The organism is Amycolatopsis ruanii, assembly GCF_003385175.1.
GTDB lineage: Bacteria > Actinomycetota > Actinomycetes > Mycobacteriales > Pseudonocardiaceae > Amycolatopsis_E > Amycolatopsis_E thermalba.
Genome location: NZ_PQHY01000009.1, coordinates 75098 through 94134, shown reverse-complemented (window position 1 = coordinate 94134; position 19037 = coordinate 75098). Strand labels below are relative to the sequence as shown.

Genomic DNA, 19037 nt, shown 5'->3' with positions numbered 1-19037 from the left:
CGGTGGATCTCTTCTCACGCTCGTGGGCGGCGCTGCGGGCCGCGGTCGCCGGGCTCGCCGACGACGACCTCGCCCGGCCGTCCGGGTGCGCCGGCTGGCTGGTCCGGGACCTGGTGTGCCACCTGATCATCGACGCCCAGGACGTGCTGATCACGCTGGCGACCCCGGCGGCGGAGGAACCGACCCGGGACGCGCTGACCTACTGGGAGGTCGGGGACACGCCGCCGACGGGCGAGGACCCGCTGGACGCGCTGACCGTCCGGCTGGCCGCCGCCTACCAGGAGCCGTGGCTGCTGAAGTTCCACCTCGACGACGTCGGCTCCGCCGCGGGGCGCGCGGCGGGCCTGGCCCACCCGGCGGCGCGGGTGCGGACCCGCGAACAGGTCCTCACCGTGGCCGACTACCTGTCCACCTACGTGGTGGAGTGGACGCTGCACCACCTCGACCTGGTGGCGCACCTGCCGTCGGTGCCCGGTCCGCCCGCCGACGGGCTCGCCGCGTCGCGGGCGATGCTGGAGAAGATCGCCGGAGCCGCGTTCCCGGCGTCGTTCTCCGACGCCGACGCGCTGCGCGTCGGCACCGGGCGGCGCGCGCCCACCGAGGCCGAGCAGGCGGCACTGGGCGAGGTGGCCGCGCGGGTGCCGGTGGTGCTCGGATGACGGCCGGGGTGATGCTGCCGCGCGACCTGGCGGCGGCGGAGATCGTGCCGTTCGCGCGGCGGGCCGAGGAGCTCGGGTTCGGCGAGGTGTGGGTCGTGGAGGACCTCGGGTTCCACGGCGGGATCGCGCAGGCGGCGACGGTGCTCGCGGTGACCCGGCGGATCCGCGTCGGGATCGGGATCCTGCCCGCGGGGGCGCGCAACGTGGCGTTCACGGCGATGGAGCTGGCGACGCTGGCGCACCTGCACCCGGGGCGGGTGGTGGCGGGCATCGGGCACGGGGTGCCCGGGTGGATGCGCCAGGTGGGCGCGTGGCCGTCGAGCCCGCTGACGTTGTTCGCCGAGTACGCGCGGGCGCTGACCGGGCTCATGCGCGGGGAGCGGGTCCGCGTCGAGGGCCGGTACGTGCGGCTGGCGGACGCCGGCCTGGAGTCGCCGCCGGAGACGGTTCCGCCGGTGCTCGCCGGGGTGCGCGGCCCGAAGTCGCTCGCCGTGGCCGGGGCCGAGCTGGACGGCGTGATCCTGGCCGAACCGGCGCCCGCCGAGTACATCGCCGCGGCCCGGCGCATCCTGCCCCCGCACGCGCGGGTCGTGGCCTTCGAGCACGCGGTGGTGCACCCCGACGCCGAGACGGCCCGGGCCCAGCTGCGGCCGCTGCTGGCGGAGGTCACGAAGCGGTCGCTGGTGCCGCACGTGGAGCCACTGCCGTTCGTGGCCGAGCTGCGTGAGCTGCGCGCGCGGCACGCGGACGCGGAGTCGTTCGCGGCGGCGTTGCCGGGGGAGTGGGTGGACGCCCTGACACTGGCCGGTCCCGCGGACGCGGTGCGGCAGCGGATCGCCGGGCTGGGTGCGGACTCGGTGGTGATGATCCCGGTGGGCCGCGATCGGCCGGCCGCGCTGGAGGCGCTGGCGACGGCGCTGTGAGAACCGCCGATCAGCCGGCCGCCGCGGTGATCGCCGAGATCACCGCGGGACCGTCCAGCAGGACCGGGTCGTTGTGGTCGGCGCCGGGCACCTCGACCGCCCGCCCGCGCGCCGCCGCGGCCACCGCCCGGCTCTGCTCCGGCGGCACGATCGTGTCCGCGCCGCCGTAGACCACCGTGACCGGCGCGGGCACCCGCGCGACCCGCTCGGCGACCGGGAAGGTGTCCAGCAGCAGCAAACGCACCGGCAGGAACGGGTAGTGCCGGCGGGCGACCGCGGCGAGGTCGGTGAACGGCGACCGCAGCACCAGCGCGGCCGGCGGGAAGTCGACGGCGAGCCCGGCCACCACCGCGGCCCCCAGGCTCTCGCCGAAGTACACCAGCGGCACCCGCGCCCGCGCGGCCAGGAACTCCCGCGCCGCCCGCACGTCCAGCGCCAGCCCGGCCTCGGTGGGCGAGCCCGGGTTGCCGCCGTACCCGCGGTAGTCCAGCAGCAGGGTCGCGAGCCCAGCCGCGTGCAGGGCCCGCGCGAGCGGCGTGCGCAGCGACCGGTTCCCGGCGTTGCCCGGCGCCACCAGCACCGCCGCGCGGGCGCCCTCGACCGGGAAGTACCAGGCGGTGAGGGTCAGCCCGTCGGCGGTGCGCAGCGGGACGTCCCGGCCGCCGGGCAGGACCTGCGCCGCGGACGGCACCGGCCCGCCCGAGGGCAGGTAGATGAGCTTGCGCTGGAACGCGAAGGCGCTGCCGAACACCACCGCCACGATGATGACGACCACCGTGGCGCCGATCAACATCCGCCTGCGCACCACCCCATCATCCGCATGTGTCCGCGGTCATCGGCAGAATCGGGCCATCGTGTTAAAAAGGCGCATGTGATCGCGCGCTCCCCGACCGGGGTCGGCCACGGGGGAGCGCGGCAGGAGTACGTCGACGTACGACACCCGGCGTTCGTCGTCCGAGCGTGGACGAGGTGATTCGATGCTGGTCGGAGTGCTGAAGGAGGCCACCCCCGGCGAGACGAGGGTGGCCGCGACCCCCGCGACGGTGGCCCAGCTGCTCAAGCTCGGGTACGAGGTCGTGGTGGACCCGGGCGCCGGGGAGCTGGCGAGCTTCTCCGACGAGGCGTACGCCGAGGCGGGAGCGTCGATCGGGAACGCCGTGCAGGCGGAGATCGTCCTGGGGGTGAACGCGCCGGCCAAGGAGCAGCTGGACGCGCTGAAGCCGGGCGCGACGCTGATCAGCCTGCTGGCCCCGGCCCTGAACCAGGAGCTGGTCGACGACCTGGCGAACCGGCCGATCACCGCGATGGCGATGGACGCGGTGCCGCGGATCTCGCGGGCGCAGTCGCTGGACGTGCTGTCCTCGATGGCGAACATCGCCGGGTACCGGGCCGTGGTGGAGGCGGCGCACACGTTCGGCCGGTTCTTCACCGGCCAGGTCACCGCGGCGGGCAAGGTGCCGCCGGCGAAGGTGCTCGTGGTCGGGGCGGGCGTGGCGGGTCTGGCCGCGATCGGCGCCGCCGGGTCGCTGGGCGCGGTGGTGCGGGCGACCGACCCGCGGCCGGAAGTCGCCGACCAGGTGAAGTCCCTGGGCGGGGAGTACCTGTCGATCGAGGCGCCGGACGTCGAGGTGTCGGCGACCGGCTACGCCAAGGAGATGAGCGACGACTACAAGGCCCGCGAGCGGCAGCTCTACGAGGAGCAGTGCCGCGACGTGGACATCATCATCACCACCGCGCTGATCCCCGGCAGGCCCGCGCCGCGGATCATCACCGCGGACATGGTGGCGTCGATGCGGCCGGGCAGCGTGATCGTGGACATGGCCGCCGCCAACGGCGGCAACGTCGAAGGCACGGTCGCCGGCAAGGCCGTCACCACGGACAACGGCGTGACGATCCTCGGCTACACCGACCTGCCCGGCCGGTTGCCGGCGCAGTCCTCGCAGCTGTACGGCACGAACCTGGTCAACCTGATGAAGCTGGTGACCCCCGGCAAGGACGGCACCCCGGTCTTCGACCTCGACGACATCGTCGTCCGCTCGATGACCGTGGTGCGCGACGGCGAGCTGTTGTGGCCGCCGCCCCCGGCGCCGGTGTCGGCGGCCCCGGCGCAGGCGGCGCCGAAGGCCGCGGCCCAGGAGCCGGAGCCGGCGAAGAAGAAGCTGTCCCCGGCCGGCCGGATCGGGGTGACCGCGGTGGCGGGCGCGCTGGTGTTCCTGCTGGTCGCGGCGTCGCCGCCGGCGCTGCAGGGGCACCTGACGGTGTTCGCGATGGCGGTGGTGATCGGGTTCTACGTGATCGGGCACGTGCACCACGCCCTGCACACGCCGCTGATGTCGGTGACCAACGCGATCTCCGGGATCATCGTGGTCGGCGCGCTGCTGCAGGTCGGGCACGGCGGCGGGGTGGTCACCTGGCTGGCGTTCGCGGCGATCCTGCTCGCCTCGATCAACATCTTCGGTGGGTTCGCCGTCACCCGGCGCATGCTCTCGATGTTCTCCCGCAGCTGAGCCGGATCAGGAGACCACAGTCATGACTCTCGACACGATCGCGCAGGCGGCCTACCTGGTCGCCGCGTTGTTGTTCATCCTGGCGCTGGCGGGGCTGTCCAAGCACGAGACCGCCAAGACCGGCAACGGGTTCGGCATCGCCGGCATGGTCGTCGCGCTGGCCGCGACCATCGCGCTGGCCGTGCACCGCGACATCTCCACCCTGGGCGTGGTGCTGCTGGTGGTCGCGATGGTGCTGGGCGCCGCCGTCGGCCTGCAGCGGGCCCGCGTGGTGCAGATGACCGGCATGCCCGAGCTGATCGCGCTGCTGCACTCCTTCGTCGGCCTGGCCGCGGTGCTGGTCGGGTGGAACGGCTACCTGGAGGTGGAAGCGCATCCCGAGGGCGCCGAGGCGCGGACGCTGGCCGCGCTCGGGCTGGGCGGGATCCACTCCGCCGAGGTGTTCATCGGCGTGTTCATCGGCGCGGTGACGTTCACCGGGTCGATCGTGGCGTTCCTGAAGCTGTCCGCGCGGATCGACTCCAAGCCGCTGGTGCTGCCCGGCAAGAACGTCCTCAACCTCGGCGCACTGGCGGTGTTCGTGGCGCTGACGGTGTGGTTCGTGATCGACCCGCAGCTGTGGCTGCTGATCGTGGTCACCGTGGTGGCGCTCGCGCTGGGCTGGCACCTGGTGGCCTCGATCGGCGGCGGGGACATGCCGGTGGTGGTGTCGATGCTCAACAGCTACTCCGGCTGGGCGGCCGCCGCGTCCGGGTTCCTGCTGGAGAACAACCTCCTCATCGTCACCGGCGCGCTCGTCGGCTCCTCCGGTGCCTACCTGTCCTACATCATGTGCAAGGCGATGAACCGGTCGTTCATCTCGGTGATCGCCGGTGGGTTCGGGATCGAAGCGGGCCCGTCGGACGACACGGACTACGGGGAGCACAAGGAGATCACCGCCGACGGCGCGGCCGAGCTCCTGGCCGACGCGAGCAGCGTGATCATCACCCCCGGCTACGGCATGGCCGTCGCGCAGGCGCAGCACGGGGTGGCCGAGCTGACCCGCCGGCTGCGGGAACGCGGGGTCGAGGTCCGGTTCGGCATCCACCCGGTCGCCGGGCGGCTGCCCGGCCACATGAACGTGCTGCTCGCCGAGGCCAAGGTGCCCTACGACATCGTCCTGGAGATGGACGAGATCAACGACGACTTCGCCGACACCGACGTCGTCCTCGTCATCGGCGCCAACGACACCGTCAACCCGGCGGCGGCCGAGGACCCCGGCTCGCCCATCGCGGGCATGCCGGTGCTGCGCGTGTGGGAGGCCAAGAACGTCGTGGTGTTCAAGCGGTCCATGTCCTCGGGCTACGCGGGCGTGCAGAACCCGCTGTTCTTCCGGGAGAACTCGGCGATGCTCTTCGGCGACGCGAAGGAACGGGTGGAGGACCTGCTCCGCGCCCAGCTCGCGCCGAGCACGGCCGGTGCCGGAGCACGCGCCGGGAGCTGAGCCGGCGGGAAAGCGTTTCCCCGGCGGACCGCGCGGCGGCCGGTCCGCCGGGGAAACTCCAGGTAACAGATCAAGGCCGATCACCCGGTTGATCTACCCACCTGCTATGTTCGCGCTCCCCACCGTCGAGAACTCCACAAGGACAACGACATGGAAACCGAGAGCGACCAGCACGCTGCTTCAACCGACGTGATAAGCAGCGCGGCCCACGCCGCCCGCCTGGTCATGTTGGACACCATGGACGAAAAGATCCGGTACGCGTGCGAGACCCTGGGCGAGCCCTCGACCTCCGACGTGCTGGCGTTCCTGGTGACCTACGGCGTGGTCACCAACCCCAAGCGCGAGCGGGCGGCCGTCGCGGAGCGGGTCGACAAGTGGCGGAAGGAGCGCGGGCTCGGCGACACCGGGGACCTGCCACGGCTGTCGGTGAAGATGCTGGCCGAGCTGGACGGCCGCCGGGACGCCGACGCCGACGAGGCCGAGCCGGCCGGCGACGAGACCGACACGCCCACCGGCGACACCACGGACACCGCCGCGGCCGAGAAGCCGGCCAAGCGCAAGTCGCCGGAGGGGTCGCGCGGGTTCTACCTGGTGGCGTTCATGTCGCTGCTGGTCTCGGTGGACACCTCGTGGCGGTTCTTCGGGGAGAAGCTCGGGATCACCAACGTCTACGAGCGCGCCGCGATGTTCGCCGTGGTCGAGGTCGCGCTGATCGCGTGCGGGTTCGCGATGCGCGCCGAGATCCGCAGCCCCAAGGGCAAGCCCGGCCCGGCCCGGCTCATCCTGTGGGCGCTGTGCGCCGCGTCCGGCTACATGGCCTTCGACCTGGCCGGCCCGGTGTCCGGCCTGGCGCGGGTCACGCTCGGCCCGGTGCTCGGCGTGGTCATGCTGCACCTGGCGCTGGGCATCGAGCTGCGGCACACCCGCAACCGCGTCACCACGTGGTCGCGGGTCAGCCGTGAGCTGAAAGAGCGCTTCCTGTCCCGCCTCGGCCTGGGTGACGACGAGCGGGACGCCCTGGCCCGCACCCGGGACCGCGCGGCTCGTCGTGCCGCGCACCTGGCTCGCGCGTCCTGGTTCACGCCGTTCCGCAAGACGCGGCTGGACCGCGCGCTGCGGGCGGCCAACGCCGCGCACGACGACCGGATGCGCGCCCGGCTGATGGCGGAGCTGGCCGCCGTCCAGCACGCCGACGAACTGCGCAGGCTGGACCTGGCCTCGCCGTGGTCGGACTCGCTGTCCAACAGCCTGAAGTTCCTCAAGCGCTGAGGTCCGGTTGCCGGGAACGGCCGCGCGCCCCCGGGCGCGCGGCCGTTTTCAGTCCGGAGTGGACGGCAGGCCGTGTGCCTCGAGCCAGGCCCTGGCCCGGCGCGGGGACGCGCGGGCCAGCCACGCGTCCTGCACGATCTCGGCCAGCTCGTCGTAGCCGAGCCGGTCGAGGTGCGCCTCCCGCAGCAGCACGGACGGGTGGCCGCGGAAGTGGGGCGTGGTGAAGAACGGCGAGCCCTCGTCGGCGACGAGGGCTTCCTTGTCCGCCTCGGAGGCGACCCAGAAGACGATCACGTCCGGGTAGCGCTCACCGGTGTCCGGGTCGGCCGCGTCCGGGCGCGGGTTGCGGAAGAACACGAACGACTTGCCGCCGACCTGGTAGACGGGCCTGCCGCGGGTGCCGTCGAGGCGCTGCACGTGCGGCATGCCCATCGCCAGGTCGTGCACGTCCTGGACGCGGGCCCGCCGGCCGGTCAGCCGACCGCCTCGTCGGTGGGCCCGAGGCCGGTCTCGTCGACCGAGGACGTGCCGCCGCCGCCGGTGAGGCGCTGCCCGAGCAGGGCCTTGCCCTGCTCGGCTCCCTTGCGGCTCTCGCCCTGGGCGCGGCGGAAGAACTCGGCCAGCTCGGTGTCGCCGTCCCGCTCGGCGTCGGCGACGTACTGTTCCAGCCGCAGCGCGTTGCTGAGACAGGCCTCGACGAACCAGATGATGTTGTAGTCCTTGTCCTGCGTGCCGGTGACGTGCCCGGTCTCGCTCGTCGACATCGGTCCTCCTTCCGGTTGACGACGACGGGTACCCGCGGCCGCGCACGGTCAAGCGCACCCCGGGCGAGTTCCTGCGCCGGCGCGGCACGACAGCAGGGGTGCCGCCGCTGCCTGAGCGAGGAGGTGCGAGCCGGCCGGGCTTCGGCTGGCTTTCGCCCAGGGCGGCGTGGCGGTAGCCACTCGCCGCGCCTTCTCCGGCCACCCCCAGCGTGTGGGCGCCGCCGCCCGCCGTGCGGCCGCGGCTGGCCGTCGTCTCCGTGCTTGCGCCGCCGCTCTCGGTCCGAGCACCGCCTGGCCGGCTCCAGCCTGCGGCTTAACCGGGCCGCCTCCGGTCGTTAGCGTGGCGTCATGTGGGTGCGCCGTTGGCTGCCGCGTGGGCTCGCGCTGGCGAGTGGCTGCCTGCTGGTCCTCGCCTACCCCGCGCCGGCCCTGGGGTGGCTCGCCTGGGCCGGGCTCGTTCCGGTGCTGCTCCTGTGCGCCCGCGCGGGCTCGGTGCGCGAGGCCGCCTGGCGGGGCTCCCTCGCCGGGGCCGGGTTCTTCCTCACGCTCTTCCAGTGGGTGCTGCCGCACGTCGGGCTCCTCGCCCCGGTGCTCGGCCTCGTCGGCGGCCTGCTCTGGGTTCCCGTCGGCGTCGTGGCCCAACGGCTGCTGCGGGAACCCACCGCGGGCCGCACGCTTCTGGCCGTCGTCGTCCTGCCGTCCGTCTGGGTGGGCGTCGAGGCGGTGCGCTCCTGGGAACACCTCGGCGGCGCCTGGGGACTCCTCGGGCTCACCCAGTGGCAGGCACGACCGGTGCTGGCGCTCGCGTCCCTCGGCGGCGTCTGGTTGCTCAGCTTCGTCCTCGTCGCCGTCAACGCCGGCCTCGCCGCCGCCCTCCTCCCCGGCCGCGCCCGGCCGCTCGGCGGCGCGCTCGCCCTCGGCATCGTCGCACTCGTCCTCGGGTACGGCCTGCTCCGGCCCGACCCCGTCCCCTTCGGCAGCGTCCGCGTCGCCGGCGTGCAGCCCGGCCTCGTGCACGGCGTCGAGGAACGCTTCACCACCCACCTGAACCTGACCCGCCAAGCCGCCGGCCGCGGCCAGGCCGTCGTGGTGTGGGGCCAGAGCAGCACCCCCTTCGACCCCGCCCGCCGCCCGGGCGCGGTGGCCCGGCTGCGGGAGACCGCCGCCGCGGTGGGCAGTGACGTGCTGGTCAACGTCGACGCCCGCGCCGCCGACGGGCGCATTCGCAAGACCACCCAGCAGTACGGTCCGGACGGCTTGACCGCGACGTACGAGAAACGCCGCCTGGTCCCGTTCGGCGAGTACGTGCCGCTGCGCCCCCTGCTCGGCGGCCTGTTGCGCGACACCGGCATCGCTGAGGAGGACCGCGCCCCGGGCGCGGCGCCGGTGATCCTGCGCCTCGGCACGGCCGACGCGGGACCGCTGATCTCCTACGAGTCGATGTTCCCCGACCTGCGCCGCGAACTCGTCCGCCTCGGCGCCGACGTGACGATCGTGCAGGGCTCGCTCACGTCGTTCCACGGCACCTGGGCCCAGCCGCAACAGGCGAGCGCCGAAGCGGTCCGGGCCGTCGAAACGGGCCGGTCCGCCGTCCTGGTCGAGCTGAACGGCACCTCGGCCGCCTTCGACGCGCAGGGCAGGCGGCTGGCCTGGATGCCGCCGGACGAGCGCGGGATCTTCGTGGTCGACGTCCCGCTGTACGAGGGGACCACCCCGTACGTCCGGTGGGGCGACTGGGTCCCGGCCGCCGCGTTCGCGATCACCGCCGTCGCCGCCGGCTGGGCGCTGGTGAACCGGTCAGGAATCAAGAAGCGCAGGTCAGGGCACGGGGAATAGCGTTGCTGTCATGACCTCGATCGACACCATCACCCTCGAAGTGGCCGACATCGCCGCCGCCGAACGCTTCTACGCCGACGCCTTCCCGCTCGGCTCCCGGCTCCGCCTGCGGGCCGCGCGGGAGGAGACCACCGGCTTCCGCGGGTTCACCCTCTCGCTCATCGTGTCCCAGCCCGCCGACGTGGCGGAGCTGTTCCAGTCCGCCGTGGACGCCGGGGCCACCGTGCTCAAACCCGTCGCGAAGAACATGTGGGGCTGCGGCGGTGTGGTCCAGGCGCCGGACGGCACGATCTGGAAGGTCGCCACCCCGGCGAAGAAGAACACCGGCCCCGCCACCCGGAACGTGGAGAACATCGTGCTCCTGCTGGGCGTGTCCGACGTGGCCGCGAGCCGGAAGTTCTACACCGACCACGGCTTCACCGTGGCGAAGAGCTTCGCCCGCATGTACGTCGAGTTCGCCGCCGGGGACGGCCCGGTCAAACTGGGCCTGTACCGGCGCCGGGCGCTGGCCAAGGACGCCGGCGTGCCCCCGGAGGGCAGCGGATCACACCGCATCGCCATCAGCGGCGACGGCGGCCCGTTCACCGACCCGGACGGGTTCGCCTGGGAAGCCACCGCGGCCGCGGCGCTGTCCTGATGTGCCTCCACCAGCCACCCGCACACCTACGCACCCCAGGAGGAACCACCATGAGCCGCACCAAGACCAGTGACTACGACGGATTCAGCGCCGAGGAGCGCGCCGTGATGAAAGAGCGCGCGCAGGAGCTGAAGAAGGAAGCGCGCCGCAAGTCGGCCGCGGACAAGGCCGCCGAGGCCGAGCGGGACGTGCTGGCGAAGATCGCCGACATGCCCGAGGCCGACCGGGTCCTGGCCGAGCGCGTGCACGCCCTGGTCAAGGCCAACGCGCCGATGCTCGCGCCGAAACTCTGGTACGGCATGCCCGCCTACGCCCGCGACGGCAGGATCGTGTGCTTCTTCCAGAGCGCGGAGAAATTCAAGGCGCGCTACGCCACCCTCGGGTTCGACACCGAGGCGAACCTGGACGACGGGCCGATGTGGGCGACCTCGTTCGCCCTGACCGAGATCACGCCCGAGGTCGAGGAGCGCATCGCCGCCCTGGTGCGGCAGGCGGTCAGCTGAGGGCGGCGATCAGGCCGTCCAGCCCGTCCACCCGCAGGTCGAACGCGTCCGGGTCCGACGGCGGATCCCCGGCGGGCCGGTGCACGTAGGCGGTCCGCATGCCCGTCGCCTGGGCGCCGCGCAGGTCCCAGGCGTGGGCGGCGACCATCAGCACGCGGTCCGGCGCGCAGCCGGCGGTGCCGATCGCGTGCTGGTAGATCTCCGGCGCCGGCTTGTAGGCGCGGACGTCCTCACTGGACAGCGCCTGGTGCCAGCGCAGCCCGGCGTGCGCGTGGAGCCGCAGCAGGGCGGCGTGGCTCGCGTTGGACAGGGCGAGCACGGGAAACCGCCGCGACAGCCGCTCCAGCCCGGCGACGGAATCGGGCCACGCGGGCAGCCGCTGCCCCGCGGTGGCCAGCCGCGCGGCGACCGCCGGATCGGTGACCCCGGCGCGTTCGGCGACCAGCCGCGCGGCCTCGGTGTCGAGGACCTCGGAGGGGGCGTAGGCGCGGTCCCCGCGCCCGATGCGGGCCTGCTCGCGCTCGACGTGCTCCTGCCACAGCCGGAGGTGTTCGTCGCCGGCCCCAGGTATCGCCTCGCGGATCGCGGCGCGCAGCCCGCTGGGTTCGTCGACGAGCGTGCCGAGCACGTCGAAGACGACGACCTCGATGTCGTGGATGCCGGACACGCCGCCCCCTGTCACCGGTTGAACTGGTGACGATCTTGCCGCCGCCGGCGTCACCGGTCAAGCTGGTGACGTGGAGTTCGCCTTCGTGAGCGGTGACCCGGCCCTCGACCTGGCCGGCACGGTGCTGGCCCGCCGGGACGCCCCGGTGGACCTGCTGCCCGCGCCCGCGGACCTGGCGCGGTGGGTGGCCGCCTGCCCCGGCCTGCCGGACCGGGTGCGGGTGGACCGCGCCGGCTTCGAGCTGGCGCGCTCGCTCCGGGAGGCGTGCTACCGGCTGGCGCTCGACCGGGTGCACGGCCGGCCGTTCGACGCGGCGAGCCTGGCGATCGTCAACCGCGCCGCCGCCGCGCCGCCGCCGGTGGTCGAACTCGGCGACGCGGGCCTGCGCGTGTCGGGGAACCTCCGCGCGGTGCTGGCGCAGATCGCGCGCGGCGGGATCACGGTGCTCGCCGATCCCGCCGCCCGTGTCAAGGAATGCGGCCGCGCCGGGTGCACGCGCCTCTACCTCGACCGGTCCCGCGGCGCGCGGCGCACCTGGTGCGGGATGGCGGAGTGCGGCAACCGGGTCAAGGCCGCGGCCTACCGCGCACGCCGGAAAACCCCGGCCTGACGGGTCATTCCCGCACCCGGGCCAGGATCCCGGTCGAGAGCCCGGCGCACCGCGTCCGGCACGCCGTCGCGGCGCAGGTCGTCCCGGAACTGCTCGTTGAGCCCGCCCGGGGTGGTGTGGCGGGTGCTCATCACGGTCAGCGAGTCCGGCCGCTCCAGCAGTGAGGAGCCCAGCTCGCCGAAGACGTGCGTGACGAAGGCGCTCGCCGCGCCGGGGTCCACGCCGCGGGCGGCCATCCAGTCCACGATGGTGCCGAGGTAGTCCAGGTGCGCGGAGAACGCCGCGGTCGCGCCGTGGAACGTGTCCAGCGCTGCCTCGTCGCCGGGCACCAGCACGCCGCCCACGCGGGTGAACAGCTCGCGCGCCACGGCGTTGTCCGGGTACATCACCGTCAGGCTCCGGCGGCGCGTGGCCTGGGGGAGCGGAATGGACCGGACCACCGCGCCGGCCGGAGCCGACCACGCGCGCAGCCGCTCCGGCGGCACCCCGGCGGTCGCGCTGATCAGCACGTGCTCCGGCCGGAACGACAGCTCCGCCAGCACGTCGCGCGCCACCGGGGCGGGGACCGCGAGCACGATCGCCGGGGCGTGGTCGAGCACGTCCTGGTTGTCCGCGCACACCCGCACGTTCGGAAACCGCTCGGCGAGCCGGGCGGAGACCGCGCGCCCGCGCGGTGACAGGAACACCTCCGGCGGATCGGCGGCCGTGCTCAGCCCTGCCACGATCGCGGCGGTGATCTCGCCCGTGCCCACGAACCCGTATCGCATGCTCACACCGCTCGCAGGTCTCGTTCGACGGCTTCCAGCTCGGCCGCCGTGCCCTGCACCTTCGGCCCGGTGAACCACTTCCGCGCCGAGGCGAACCACCACACCGCCGCGCCGCCCAGCACGACGAGGAACGCGATCGGCGTGTAGTTGAAGGTGCTCACCGTCACCGGGTACGACTGCGGCAGCAGGAACAACACGAAGATCACCACCACCCACGCCGTCGCGACGGCACCGACCGGCCGTCCCCACCGCCCGAGGTGCCACGGGCCCCGCTCGAACTCGGCGCCCTTGCGCACCCGCAGGAACACCGGGATGACGTAGGCGACGTACAGCCCGACGGTCGCGATCGAGGTCACCGCGGCGTACGCGGTGGCGCTCCACAGGTACGGCAGCGCGAGGATCAGCGCGCCGGTCGCGGACAGCCACACCGAGTTCGTGGGGGTGCGGGTGCGCTTGTTGATGCGGTGCCACACGCGGGAGCCGGGGATCGCGCCGTCGCGGGCGAACGCGTAGATCATCCGCGAGTTCGCCGTCACCGACGCCATCCCGCAGAACAGCTGCGCGCCGATGGCGATCAGCAGCAGGAACTTCCCGGTGGTCGCGCCGGCCGCGTCGAGGAAGATCTGCGCCGGCGGCACCCCGGTCGCCGTGTTCACCGCGCCGTCGTAGTCCTGGATCGCGAACGTCAGGCCCAGCAACAGGATCCAGCCCGCGACGAGCGACACCAGGATCGAGTTCACGATCCCGCGCGGGCCCGCCGTGGCCGCGTTCTTCGTCTCCTCGGTCATGTGCGCGGAGGCGTCGTAGCCGGTGAGCGTGTACTGCGCGACCAGCAGCCCGAGCGCGAACACGTACGGTGCGAAACCCCAGCCGGTGTTGTTCACGAAGTGGCCGAACACGAACGACGCGGACTGGTGCCGGTCGGGAACGAACACCAGCACCCCGACGATCACCAGCACACCGGTCAGGTGCCACCACACGCTGACGTTGTTGAGCACGGCCACCAGCCGCACGCCGAACGTGTTCAGCAACCCGTGCACCACCAGGATGATCGCCAGCAGCAGGATCGTGTGCCCGGGCGTGGCGGCGAACCCGAACTGCAGGTCCAGGAACGCGTTGAGGAACAGCGCGGCGCCGAAGTCGATACCCGCGGTGACCGCGACCTGGCCGATGAGGTTGAACCACCCGGTGAACCAGGACCAGGCCGCGGCCGAGCGGCGCGGCGCGAGCTTCGCCGCCCAGTAGTAGAGCCCGCCCGCGGTCGGGTAGCTCGAGCACACCTCCGCCATGCCGAGGCCGACGAGCACCACGAACACCCCGACCAGCGGCCATCCCCAGATCATCGCGGCCGGGCCGCCGGTGTCCAGGCCGAACCCGTAGAGCGTCAGGCAACCGGACAGGATCGAGATGATGGTGAAGGAGACGGCGAAGTTGGAGAACCCGGACATCGTGCGCCGGAGTTCCTGGGCGTAGCCGAGCTGGTGCAGCCGGGTGCTGTCGGGGTCCACGGGCTCACCTCGGTGTTCGGTCGACCGGGTGCCCGAACGGTAGTGGCCGGCCGCGACGAGCGTCAAGGTCCGTTCGGGTGTCCACATCGGACTCGGCCCGGCCGGTCGGCGGAACGTGGCGCAGCAGACGGAGGATCAGCACGGCCACGACGGCGAGGGCGGCCGCGCTGATCACCGCGACCAGGTGCAGGCCGTCGACGAAGGCCGCGCGGGCCGGGGTGAGCAGCGCCCGGGCCAGGTCTGCGGGCAGGTGCTGAGCGACGGCCACCGCGTCGGCGAGGCTGTCCCGCGCGGCGGCGGGGACGTTCTCCGGCGGCGTGAAGCGGCTGGTGTAGACCGCGGCGCCGATGCTGCCGAGCGCGGCGAGCCCGAACGCGAACCCGAACTGGCCGCTGGTCTCGTTGAGCGCAGCCGCGGAGCCGGCCTTCTCCGCGGGCGCGGAGCCCAGGACCAGGCCGGTGCTCAGCGTCACCAGCGGGCCGGCGCCGAGGAAGATCAGCGCGAACCCGGTCGCCAGGGTCGCCGGGCCCGAGGTGGTGCCGGTGCGGGTGAGCACGATCAGCCCGCACACCGAGATCGCCAGCCCGGCGGCGATCAGGTGCGCGGGCCGGAACCGGCGGGCGAGGACCGGCGATACGACGAACGAGACGGTGTTGGCGGCGATCGCCGGCATCATCCACAGCGCCGCGCCCAGCGGCGAGAGGCCCTCGACCAGTTGCAAGTCCTGGGTGATGAACAGCATCAGCGCGCCGATCAGCAGCGTGCCGGACATCATCGCGCCCAGCGCCGTGCCGAACGAGCGGTTCGCGAACAGGCGCAGGTCCAGCAGCGGGTGCTCCAGGCGGCGCTGGCGGCGCGCGAACACGGCGGCGAAGACGATCCCGGTGGCGAGGCTCGCGAGCGGCAGCGGGCGCCAGCCGTCGTGGGCCAGTTCCTTGAGCCCGTGGATCGCGGGGATCACCGCGGCCAGGGACAGCGCGACGCTGACCAGGTCGGGTGTGCCGGCGTGCGGGTCGCGGTGCTCGGGCAGCAGGACCGGGCCGGCCACCAGCAGCAGCACCATCGCGGGCACGCCGAGCAGGAACACCGAGCCCCACCAGAAGTGCGCGAGCAGGGCGCCGCCGGCCACCGGGCCGATCACCGCCCCGGCCGAGAAGCACAGGCCCCACAGCCCGATCGCCAGCCCCATCTGCCGCGGGTCGCGGAACAGGGTGCGGATCAGGGACATCGTGGAGGGCGCGAGGACCGCGCCGGCCACGCCGAGGGCGGCGCGCGCGGCGATCAGCATGGCCGGGCTGGTGGCGAACGCGGCGGCGACGGAGGCCGCCCCGAACGCCGCCGCGCCGAGGAGCAGTAGTTTTCGCCGGCCGATGCGGTCGCCGAGGGTGCCCATGGTGATGAGGAACCCGGCCATGGCGAAGCCGTAGACGTCGGTGATCCACAGCTGCTCGACGCTGCTCGCGCCGAGGTCGGCCGCCAGGCGCGGCAGGGCGAGCAGCAGGACGTGGACGTCGAGGGAGACGAGCAGGGTGGGCAGGGCGAGCACGGCGAGCGCGAGCCACTCCCGCCGCCCGGCCCGCGCCGGGATCGTGTGGGTCATGCGAGGTCCTTCCCTTCCGTGGATGTCACGGGCAGGTCGGAGCGGCCGCGCGTTTCTCGACACCGGGCGCCGGCGGGTTTCCGGCATCCGGCGGCCGCCGGGCCGGCCCTGGCTTGCGGGCAGGTGGGTGCGCGCGATGGAGGCGCACGGGTGGCGCCGGGTGGCCGCCGGGTTTCCGGCATCCGGCGGCCGCCGGGCCGGCCCTGGCTTGCGGGCAGGTGGGTGCGCGCGATGGAGGCGCACGGGTGGCGCGGGGTGGCCGCCGGGTTTCCGGCATCGGCGGCTGGCGGGAGAGGCGGAGGTGGCGTACAGCTGGGTGGTGTGTGGTGACGGGCCCGAGGCGGCCGCCCGATTCGACATCTGGGGGTGGCCGGTCGGGCGCGTGGGCCCGCGGTGTCGCGGGCGTGGCGCGAGGTGGCCGCCGCTTCTCGGCACCCGGCGGCCGCCGGGCTGGCCTTGGCTCGTGGGCGGCTGGGTGGCGCGGGGTGGTCGCCGGACTCGGCATCCGGCGGCCACCCCGACACCTCAGCTCGCCGGGAGCTCCGCGAACCGGCGGGTGATGCGCGGGTCCGTGGACTCCACCGGCGCCTCCGTGCGCACCCAGCCCTCGCCGCCGAAGTAGCGTCGCACGATGTGCTCCGCCGTGCGGGTCGCCACCGCTTGGCTGGTCAGCGTCGGGTTCGGGCCGCCGAGTGCGTTGGCCAGCGCGGAGTTGTCGGCCACGAACAGGCGCCGCACCCAGCGCGCCTCCGCCGCGTCGTCCAGCACCGAGTCGCGTTCGGACAGTCCCATCCGCATCGACGAGTGGACGTGCAGGATCAGCGGCGGCCAGTCGATCCGGAACACCTTCCGGGCCCCGGCCGCGCGCACCACCTCGACCGCCTTGCGGGCCAGGAACTCCCGGTTCGCCACCGTGCGCGCCGAACGTGCCCGGTGCCGCATCTCGACCTTCGCCACCGGCCCGTGCTCGTCCGCGGGCAGCGCCGACAGCGTCGCCCGGTTGTGCGGCTCGACGTCGTCGTCGGTCATCACCAGGATGTTGAACAGCCGGTCCGCGCCGTGGGTGAGCACCTCCTTCAGCTCCTCGCCCAGCAGCCGCCCGGCCGGGCCGTCCCACGGGCCGGTGAAGCCGCGCCCGTTGCCGTACCGCCCGCGGATCCCGCTGTCGGAAAAGGTCAGCGCGAACTGCTGGATCGCCGGCGGCAGCCCGACGTTCATGATCCCGCCACGGCCCGGGAAGTCCGCCCGCGCCGCCGACGCCGCACCCTTGGTGGACCCGGTGTAGTCGTCGAACAGCCCGATCACCCAGTCGAAGTAGTGGTCGGTGTAGCCGCGGCCGACCCAGTCGTTGGGGTTGGGCAGCCCGCTGTTGAACCACAGCCGCGGGTTCTCGGTGCAGCCCGCGGACAGCACCACCACCCGGGCGTCCTCGGAGTGCTCCTCGCCGGTGGTCACCGAGCGCCACGACACGCCGGTCGCCACCGTCTCGCCGCCACGCCGCTCGGACCGGATCCGGGTGACGAACGCGTCGGTGACCAGCGAGACCGGCTTGCCGTGCGGCGACCACGCGTCGGCGGTCAGCGCCATCGGCATGTAGGAGTTGTCCGCCGACCGCTTGGCCGCCAGGGTGCGCGGCGCGCCCGCCGGGTGCTTGCACCCCTGGAAGCAGTACCCGCAGAACGTGCAGCCGGTGGCCAGCGGCCACCGCACGCGCGGGTCGTCGTGCCCGCTGAACCGGCCCGCGGTGCCGCCGGGCGGCAGGATCGCGTTCTCCTGCGGCCGGTAGGAGTCACCGGTCGTGGTCTTCGTGGTCTGCAACGCCATGCCGAGCTTCTCGCAGCCGCGGAAGAACACCGACTCCTTGGTGCCCATCGCCGCGGTGTGCACCGGCAGCGTCGCCTCGACCCATTCGTAGTAGGGCACCAGATCGGCGTAGGTGAACGGGAACAGGTGCGCGGTGTCGTAGGCGGCCGCGTCAGCGCCGTCGTAGCCGGCGAACACGCCCGGGTAGGCGCGCGGCGAGTTGCCGAAGTAGTGCTGGGTGGTGCCGCCGACCCCGGCCAGCTGCCACAGCAGCGAGTTCTGCGGGGTCTCCCGGAACCAGGCCGGCCGCGAGCGGTCCGACGGCCCGAACCGCAGGAACCCGGTGAGCGGGTTGTTCGCGTCGTTCTCGTAGTGCGTCCAGCCGGTCTCCGGGTCGGCGTACCCGCCCGCTTCCAGGACCAGCACGTCCAGGCCCCGGGCGGCCAGTTCCTTCGCGACCACCGAACCGCCGGCCCCGGCGCCGATGACGATGACGTCCCGCATCAGACGTTCTCCACCTTCGTGCGGCCCTGGTAGTACCCGAGGAAGTCGTCCCAGCCGTGCACCACGCCGTGCGGCTGGTACCCGGACAGCTGCCAGCCGACGGGCCGGGCGCTGAGGGACTTCGTGGCCGGGTCGAACACCGCCCACTCGCAGGCGCTGCCGTAGGCCGCGAACTCCAGCACGGCACCGGCCACGAACCGCAGCATCCCGGACACCGAGCCCTGGACCGGCTCGGGCAGGTTCGCGTCCAGCAGCGACACCAGGCCCGCGTGCGGCCCCTCCAGTCGTTCGAACACGCGGCACTTGTCCGCATAGGACAGCCGGGCGAACGGGGAGAGGAACGCGCCGCTCAGCGCGAGCGGGTTCACCTCGGTCGCCACCAGGTTCAGCAGCATCGCGATCGCCGACGACAGCGGCAGCGTGTCGTCGTTCTCCAGCAGCGTGCGCAGCGCGGCGTCCAGGGTCCGCACCGTGCCGATCGGCAGGTCCAGCAGCGCGGACGGCAGCGGGGTGCCGGCCAGCCCGGTCGCCAGGCTCTGCGTGAGCGGGGTGGCGAGCTGCTCCGGGAACGGGACGTACTCGTCGAGGGCCTTGATCAGGAAGTCGGTGGCCCGGGCCTCCAGCGCGCCCGGCTCGGTGCGCGGGGTGCCCTGGGCGCGGGAGTAGGCGTCCGGGCCGGGGCAGGCCATCACGACCAGGCCGTTGAGGGTGTCGCGCGCCAGCTCGGCGAGCACCGGGCGGAGGGCGGCGACCACGTCGGTCAGCCCGGCGGCGCGGACCGGTCGCGGGGCGGCCGCGGCGGTGAGCCCGGGCAGCAGGCCGCCGGCGGCGACCGCGGCGCCCAGCACCCCGATCTTCGCCAGGAAGGCCCGGCGGCCGACGTCGTTGTCAGCGTGTGGCATCGATGTTCTCCTGTGGTGGGCGGCGAGTGCCCGGCGGCGGTGCCGGGCTTGCACCGGATGGAGCAATCCTCGGTGAACCGTTCACCGGCGCCCAT

General features: G+C 73.6%; 18 protein-coding genes. 9 read left to right on the top strand and 9 right to left on the bottom strand.

Translation table 11 applies throughout. The features are described 5' to 3' along the window. Positions 1-2 precede the first annotated feature (2 nt). Complete coding sequence (locus tag D0D28_RS07160) at positions 3-659, top strand: maleylpyruvate isomerase N-terminal domain-containing protein (protein WP_116110140.1); 657 nt, start codon at positions 3-5, stop codon at positions 657-659. Beyond that, the gene (locus D0D28_RS07155; RefSeq protein ID WP_094005348.1) at positions 656-1582 is read left to right on the top strand and encodes an LLM class flavin-dependent oxidoreductase; all 927 of its coding nucleotides are present in this window, start codon (positions 656-658) and stop codon (positions 1580-1582) included. Before D0D28_RS07160 ends, D0D28_RS07155 begins: the two co-directional genes overlap by 4 nt. Positions 1583-1592: 10 nt before the next feature. On the opposite strand, the gene D0D28_RS07150 is transcribed toward D0D28_RS07155, so the two are convergent. Beyond that, positions 1593-2387: an alpha/beta hydrolase gene (locus tag D0D28_RS07150; protein WP_346009476.1), complete on the bottom strand. Its 795-nt coding sequence runs from the start codon at positions 2385-2387 to the stop codon at positions 1593-1595. A 172-nt stretch (positions 2388-2559) separates the two neighbouring features. Here D0D28_RS07150 and D0D28_RS07145 point away from each other — a divergent pair, with 172 nt between their 5' ends. The 3 genes from D0D28_RS07145 (at position 2560) to D0D28_RS07135 (ending at position 6841) form a co-directional block, all read left to right on the top strand. Continuing rightward, positions 2560-4089 (top strand): Re/Si-specific NAD(P)(+) transhydrogenase subunit alpha, encoded by a 1530-nt coding sequence (locus D0D28_RS07145; RefSeq protein ID WP_116110138.1) that lies wholly within the window; start codon positions 2560-2562, stop codon positions 4087-4089. A 22-nt stretch (positions 4090-4111) separates the two neighbouring features. Further along, complete coding sequence (gene pntB / locus D0D28_RS07140) at positions 4112-5572, top strand: Re/Si-specific NAD(P)(+) transhydrogenase subunit beta (RefSeq protein WP_116110137.1); 1461 nt, start codon at positions 4112-4114, stop codon at positions 5570-5572. Positions 5573-5809: 237 nt separating this feature from the next. Further along, a complete protein-coding gene (locus D0D28_RS07135; RefSeq protein WP_240323116.1) occupies positions 5810-6841 on the top strand; it encodes a hypothetical protein in 1032 nt (343 codons plus the stop codon). 48 nt (positions 6842-6889) lie between these two features. On the opposite strand, the gene D0D28_RS07130 is transcribed toward D0D28_RS07135, so the two are convergent. Together D0D28_RS07130 and D0D28_RS07125 are read right to left on the bottom strand one after the other, a co-directional pair. Further along, positions 6890-7288 (bottom strand): MmcQ/YjbR family DNA-binding protein, encoded by a 399-nt coding sequence (locus D0D28_RS07130; RefSeq protein ID WP_198958213.1) that lies wholly within the window; start codon positions 7286-7288, stop codon positions 6890-6892. A 26-nt stretch (positions 7289-7314) separates the two neighbouring features. Continuing rightward, entirely contained in the window at positions 7315-7605 is a 291-nt protein-coding gene (locus tag D0D28_RS07125; RefSeq protein ID WP_116110135.1) for a hypothetical protein, read from the bottom strand. 348 nt (positions 7606-7953) lie between these two features. Here D0D28_RS07125 and lnt point away from each other — a divergent pair, with 348 nt between their 5' ends. Genes lnt through D0D28_RS07110 form a run of 3 tightly spaced genes read left to right on the top strand, consistent with a single transcriptional unit; the run spans position 7954 to position 10581 of the window. Beyond that, positions 7954-9441 (top strand): apolipoprotein N-acyltransferase, encoded by a 1488-nt coding sequence (lnt, locus tag D0D28_RS07120; protein WP_094005354.1) that lies wholly within the window; start codon positions 7954-7956, stop codon positions 9439-9441. A gap of 10 nt (positions 9442-9451) precedes the next feature. Beyond that, entirely contained in the window at positions 9452-10078 is a 627-nt protein-coding gene (locus D0D28_RS07115; RefSeq protein ID WP_094005355.1) for a glyoxalase, read from the top strand. A gap of 50 nt (positions 10079-10128) precedes the next feature. Next, the gene (locus D0D28_RS07110) at positions 10129-10581 is read left to right on the top strand and encodes an iron chaperone (protein ID WP_094005356.1); all 453 of its coding nucleotides are present in this window, start codon (positions 10129-10131) and stop codon (positions 10579-10581) included. On the opposite strand, the gene D0D28_RS07105 is transcribed toward D0D28_RS07110, so the two are convergent. After that, on the bottom strand, positions 10574-11248 hold the full coding sequence (locus tag D0D28_RS07105; RefSeq protein WP_116110134.1) for a haloacid dehalogenase type II: 675 nt from the start codon (positions 11246-11248) through the stop codon (positions 10574-10576). The two genes, D0D28_RS07110 and D0D28_RS07105, sit on opposite strands and share 8 nt — an antisense overlap. Positions 11249-11318: 70 nt before the next feature. Here D0D28_RS07105 and D0D28_RS07100 point away from each other — a divergent pair, with 70 nt between their 5' ends. Further along, a complete protein-coding gene (locus D0D28_RS07100) occupies positions 11319-11858 on the top strand; it encodes a CGNR zinc finger domain-containing protein (RefSeq protein WP_094005358.1) in 540 nt (179 codons plus the stop codon). Here the strand turns inward: D0D28_RS07100 and D0D28_RS07095 are convergent. The 5 genes from D0D28_RS07095 to D0D28_RS07075 form a co-directional block, all read right to left on the bottom strand. Then, complete coding sequence (locus D0D28_RS07095; protein ID WP_233157256.1) at positions 11828-12625, bottom strand: NAD(P)-binding domain-containing protein; 798 nt, start codon at positions 12623-12625, stop codon at positions 11828-11830. The two genes, D0D28_RS07100 and D0D28_RS07095, sit on opposite strands and share 31 nt — an antisense overlap. Before the next feature lie 2 nt (positions 12626-12627). Next, positions 12628-14133: an amino acid permease gene (locus D0D28_RS07090; RefSeq protein ID WP_094005477.1), complete on the bottom strand. Its 1506-nt coding sequence runs from the start codon at positions 14131-14133 to the stop codon at positions 12628-12630. A gap of 4 nt (positions 14134-14137) precedes the next feature. Next, a complete protein-coding gene (locus D0D28_RS07085; protein WP_094005359.1) occupies positions 14138-15733 on the bottom strand; it encodes an MFS transporter in 1596 nt (531 codons plus the stop codon). A gap of 525 nt (positions 15734-16258) precedes the next feature. Then, positions 16259-18040: a GMC family oxidoreductase N-terminal domain-containing protein gene (locus tag D0D28_RS07080; protein ID WP_094005360.1), complete on the bottom strand. Its 1782-nt coding sequence runs from the start codon at positions 18038-18040 to the stop codon at positions 16259-16261. Continuing rightward, the gene (locus D0D28_RS07075) at positions 18040-18942 is read right to left on the bottom strand and encodes a hypothetical protein (RefSeq protein ID WP_116110133.1); all 903 of its coding nucleotides are present in this window, start codon (positions 18940-18942) and stop codon (positions 18040-18042) included. The genes D0D28_RS07080 and D0D28_RS07075 overlap by 1 nt, the downstream gene beginning before the upstream one ends. Positions 18943-19037 lie beyond the last annotated feature (95 nt).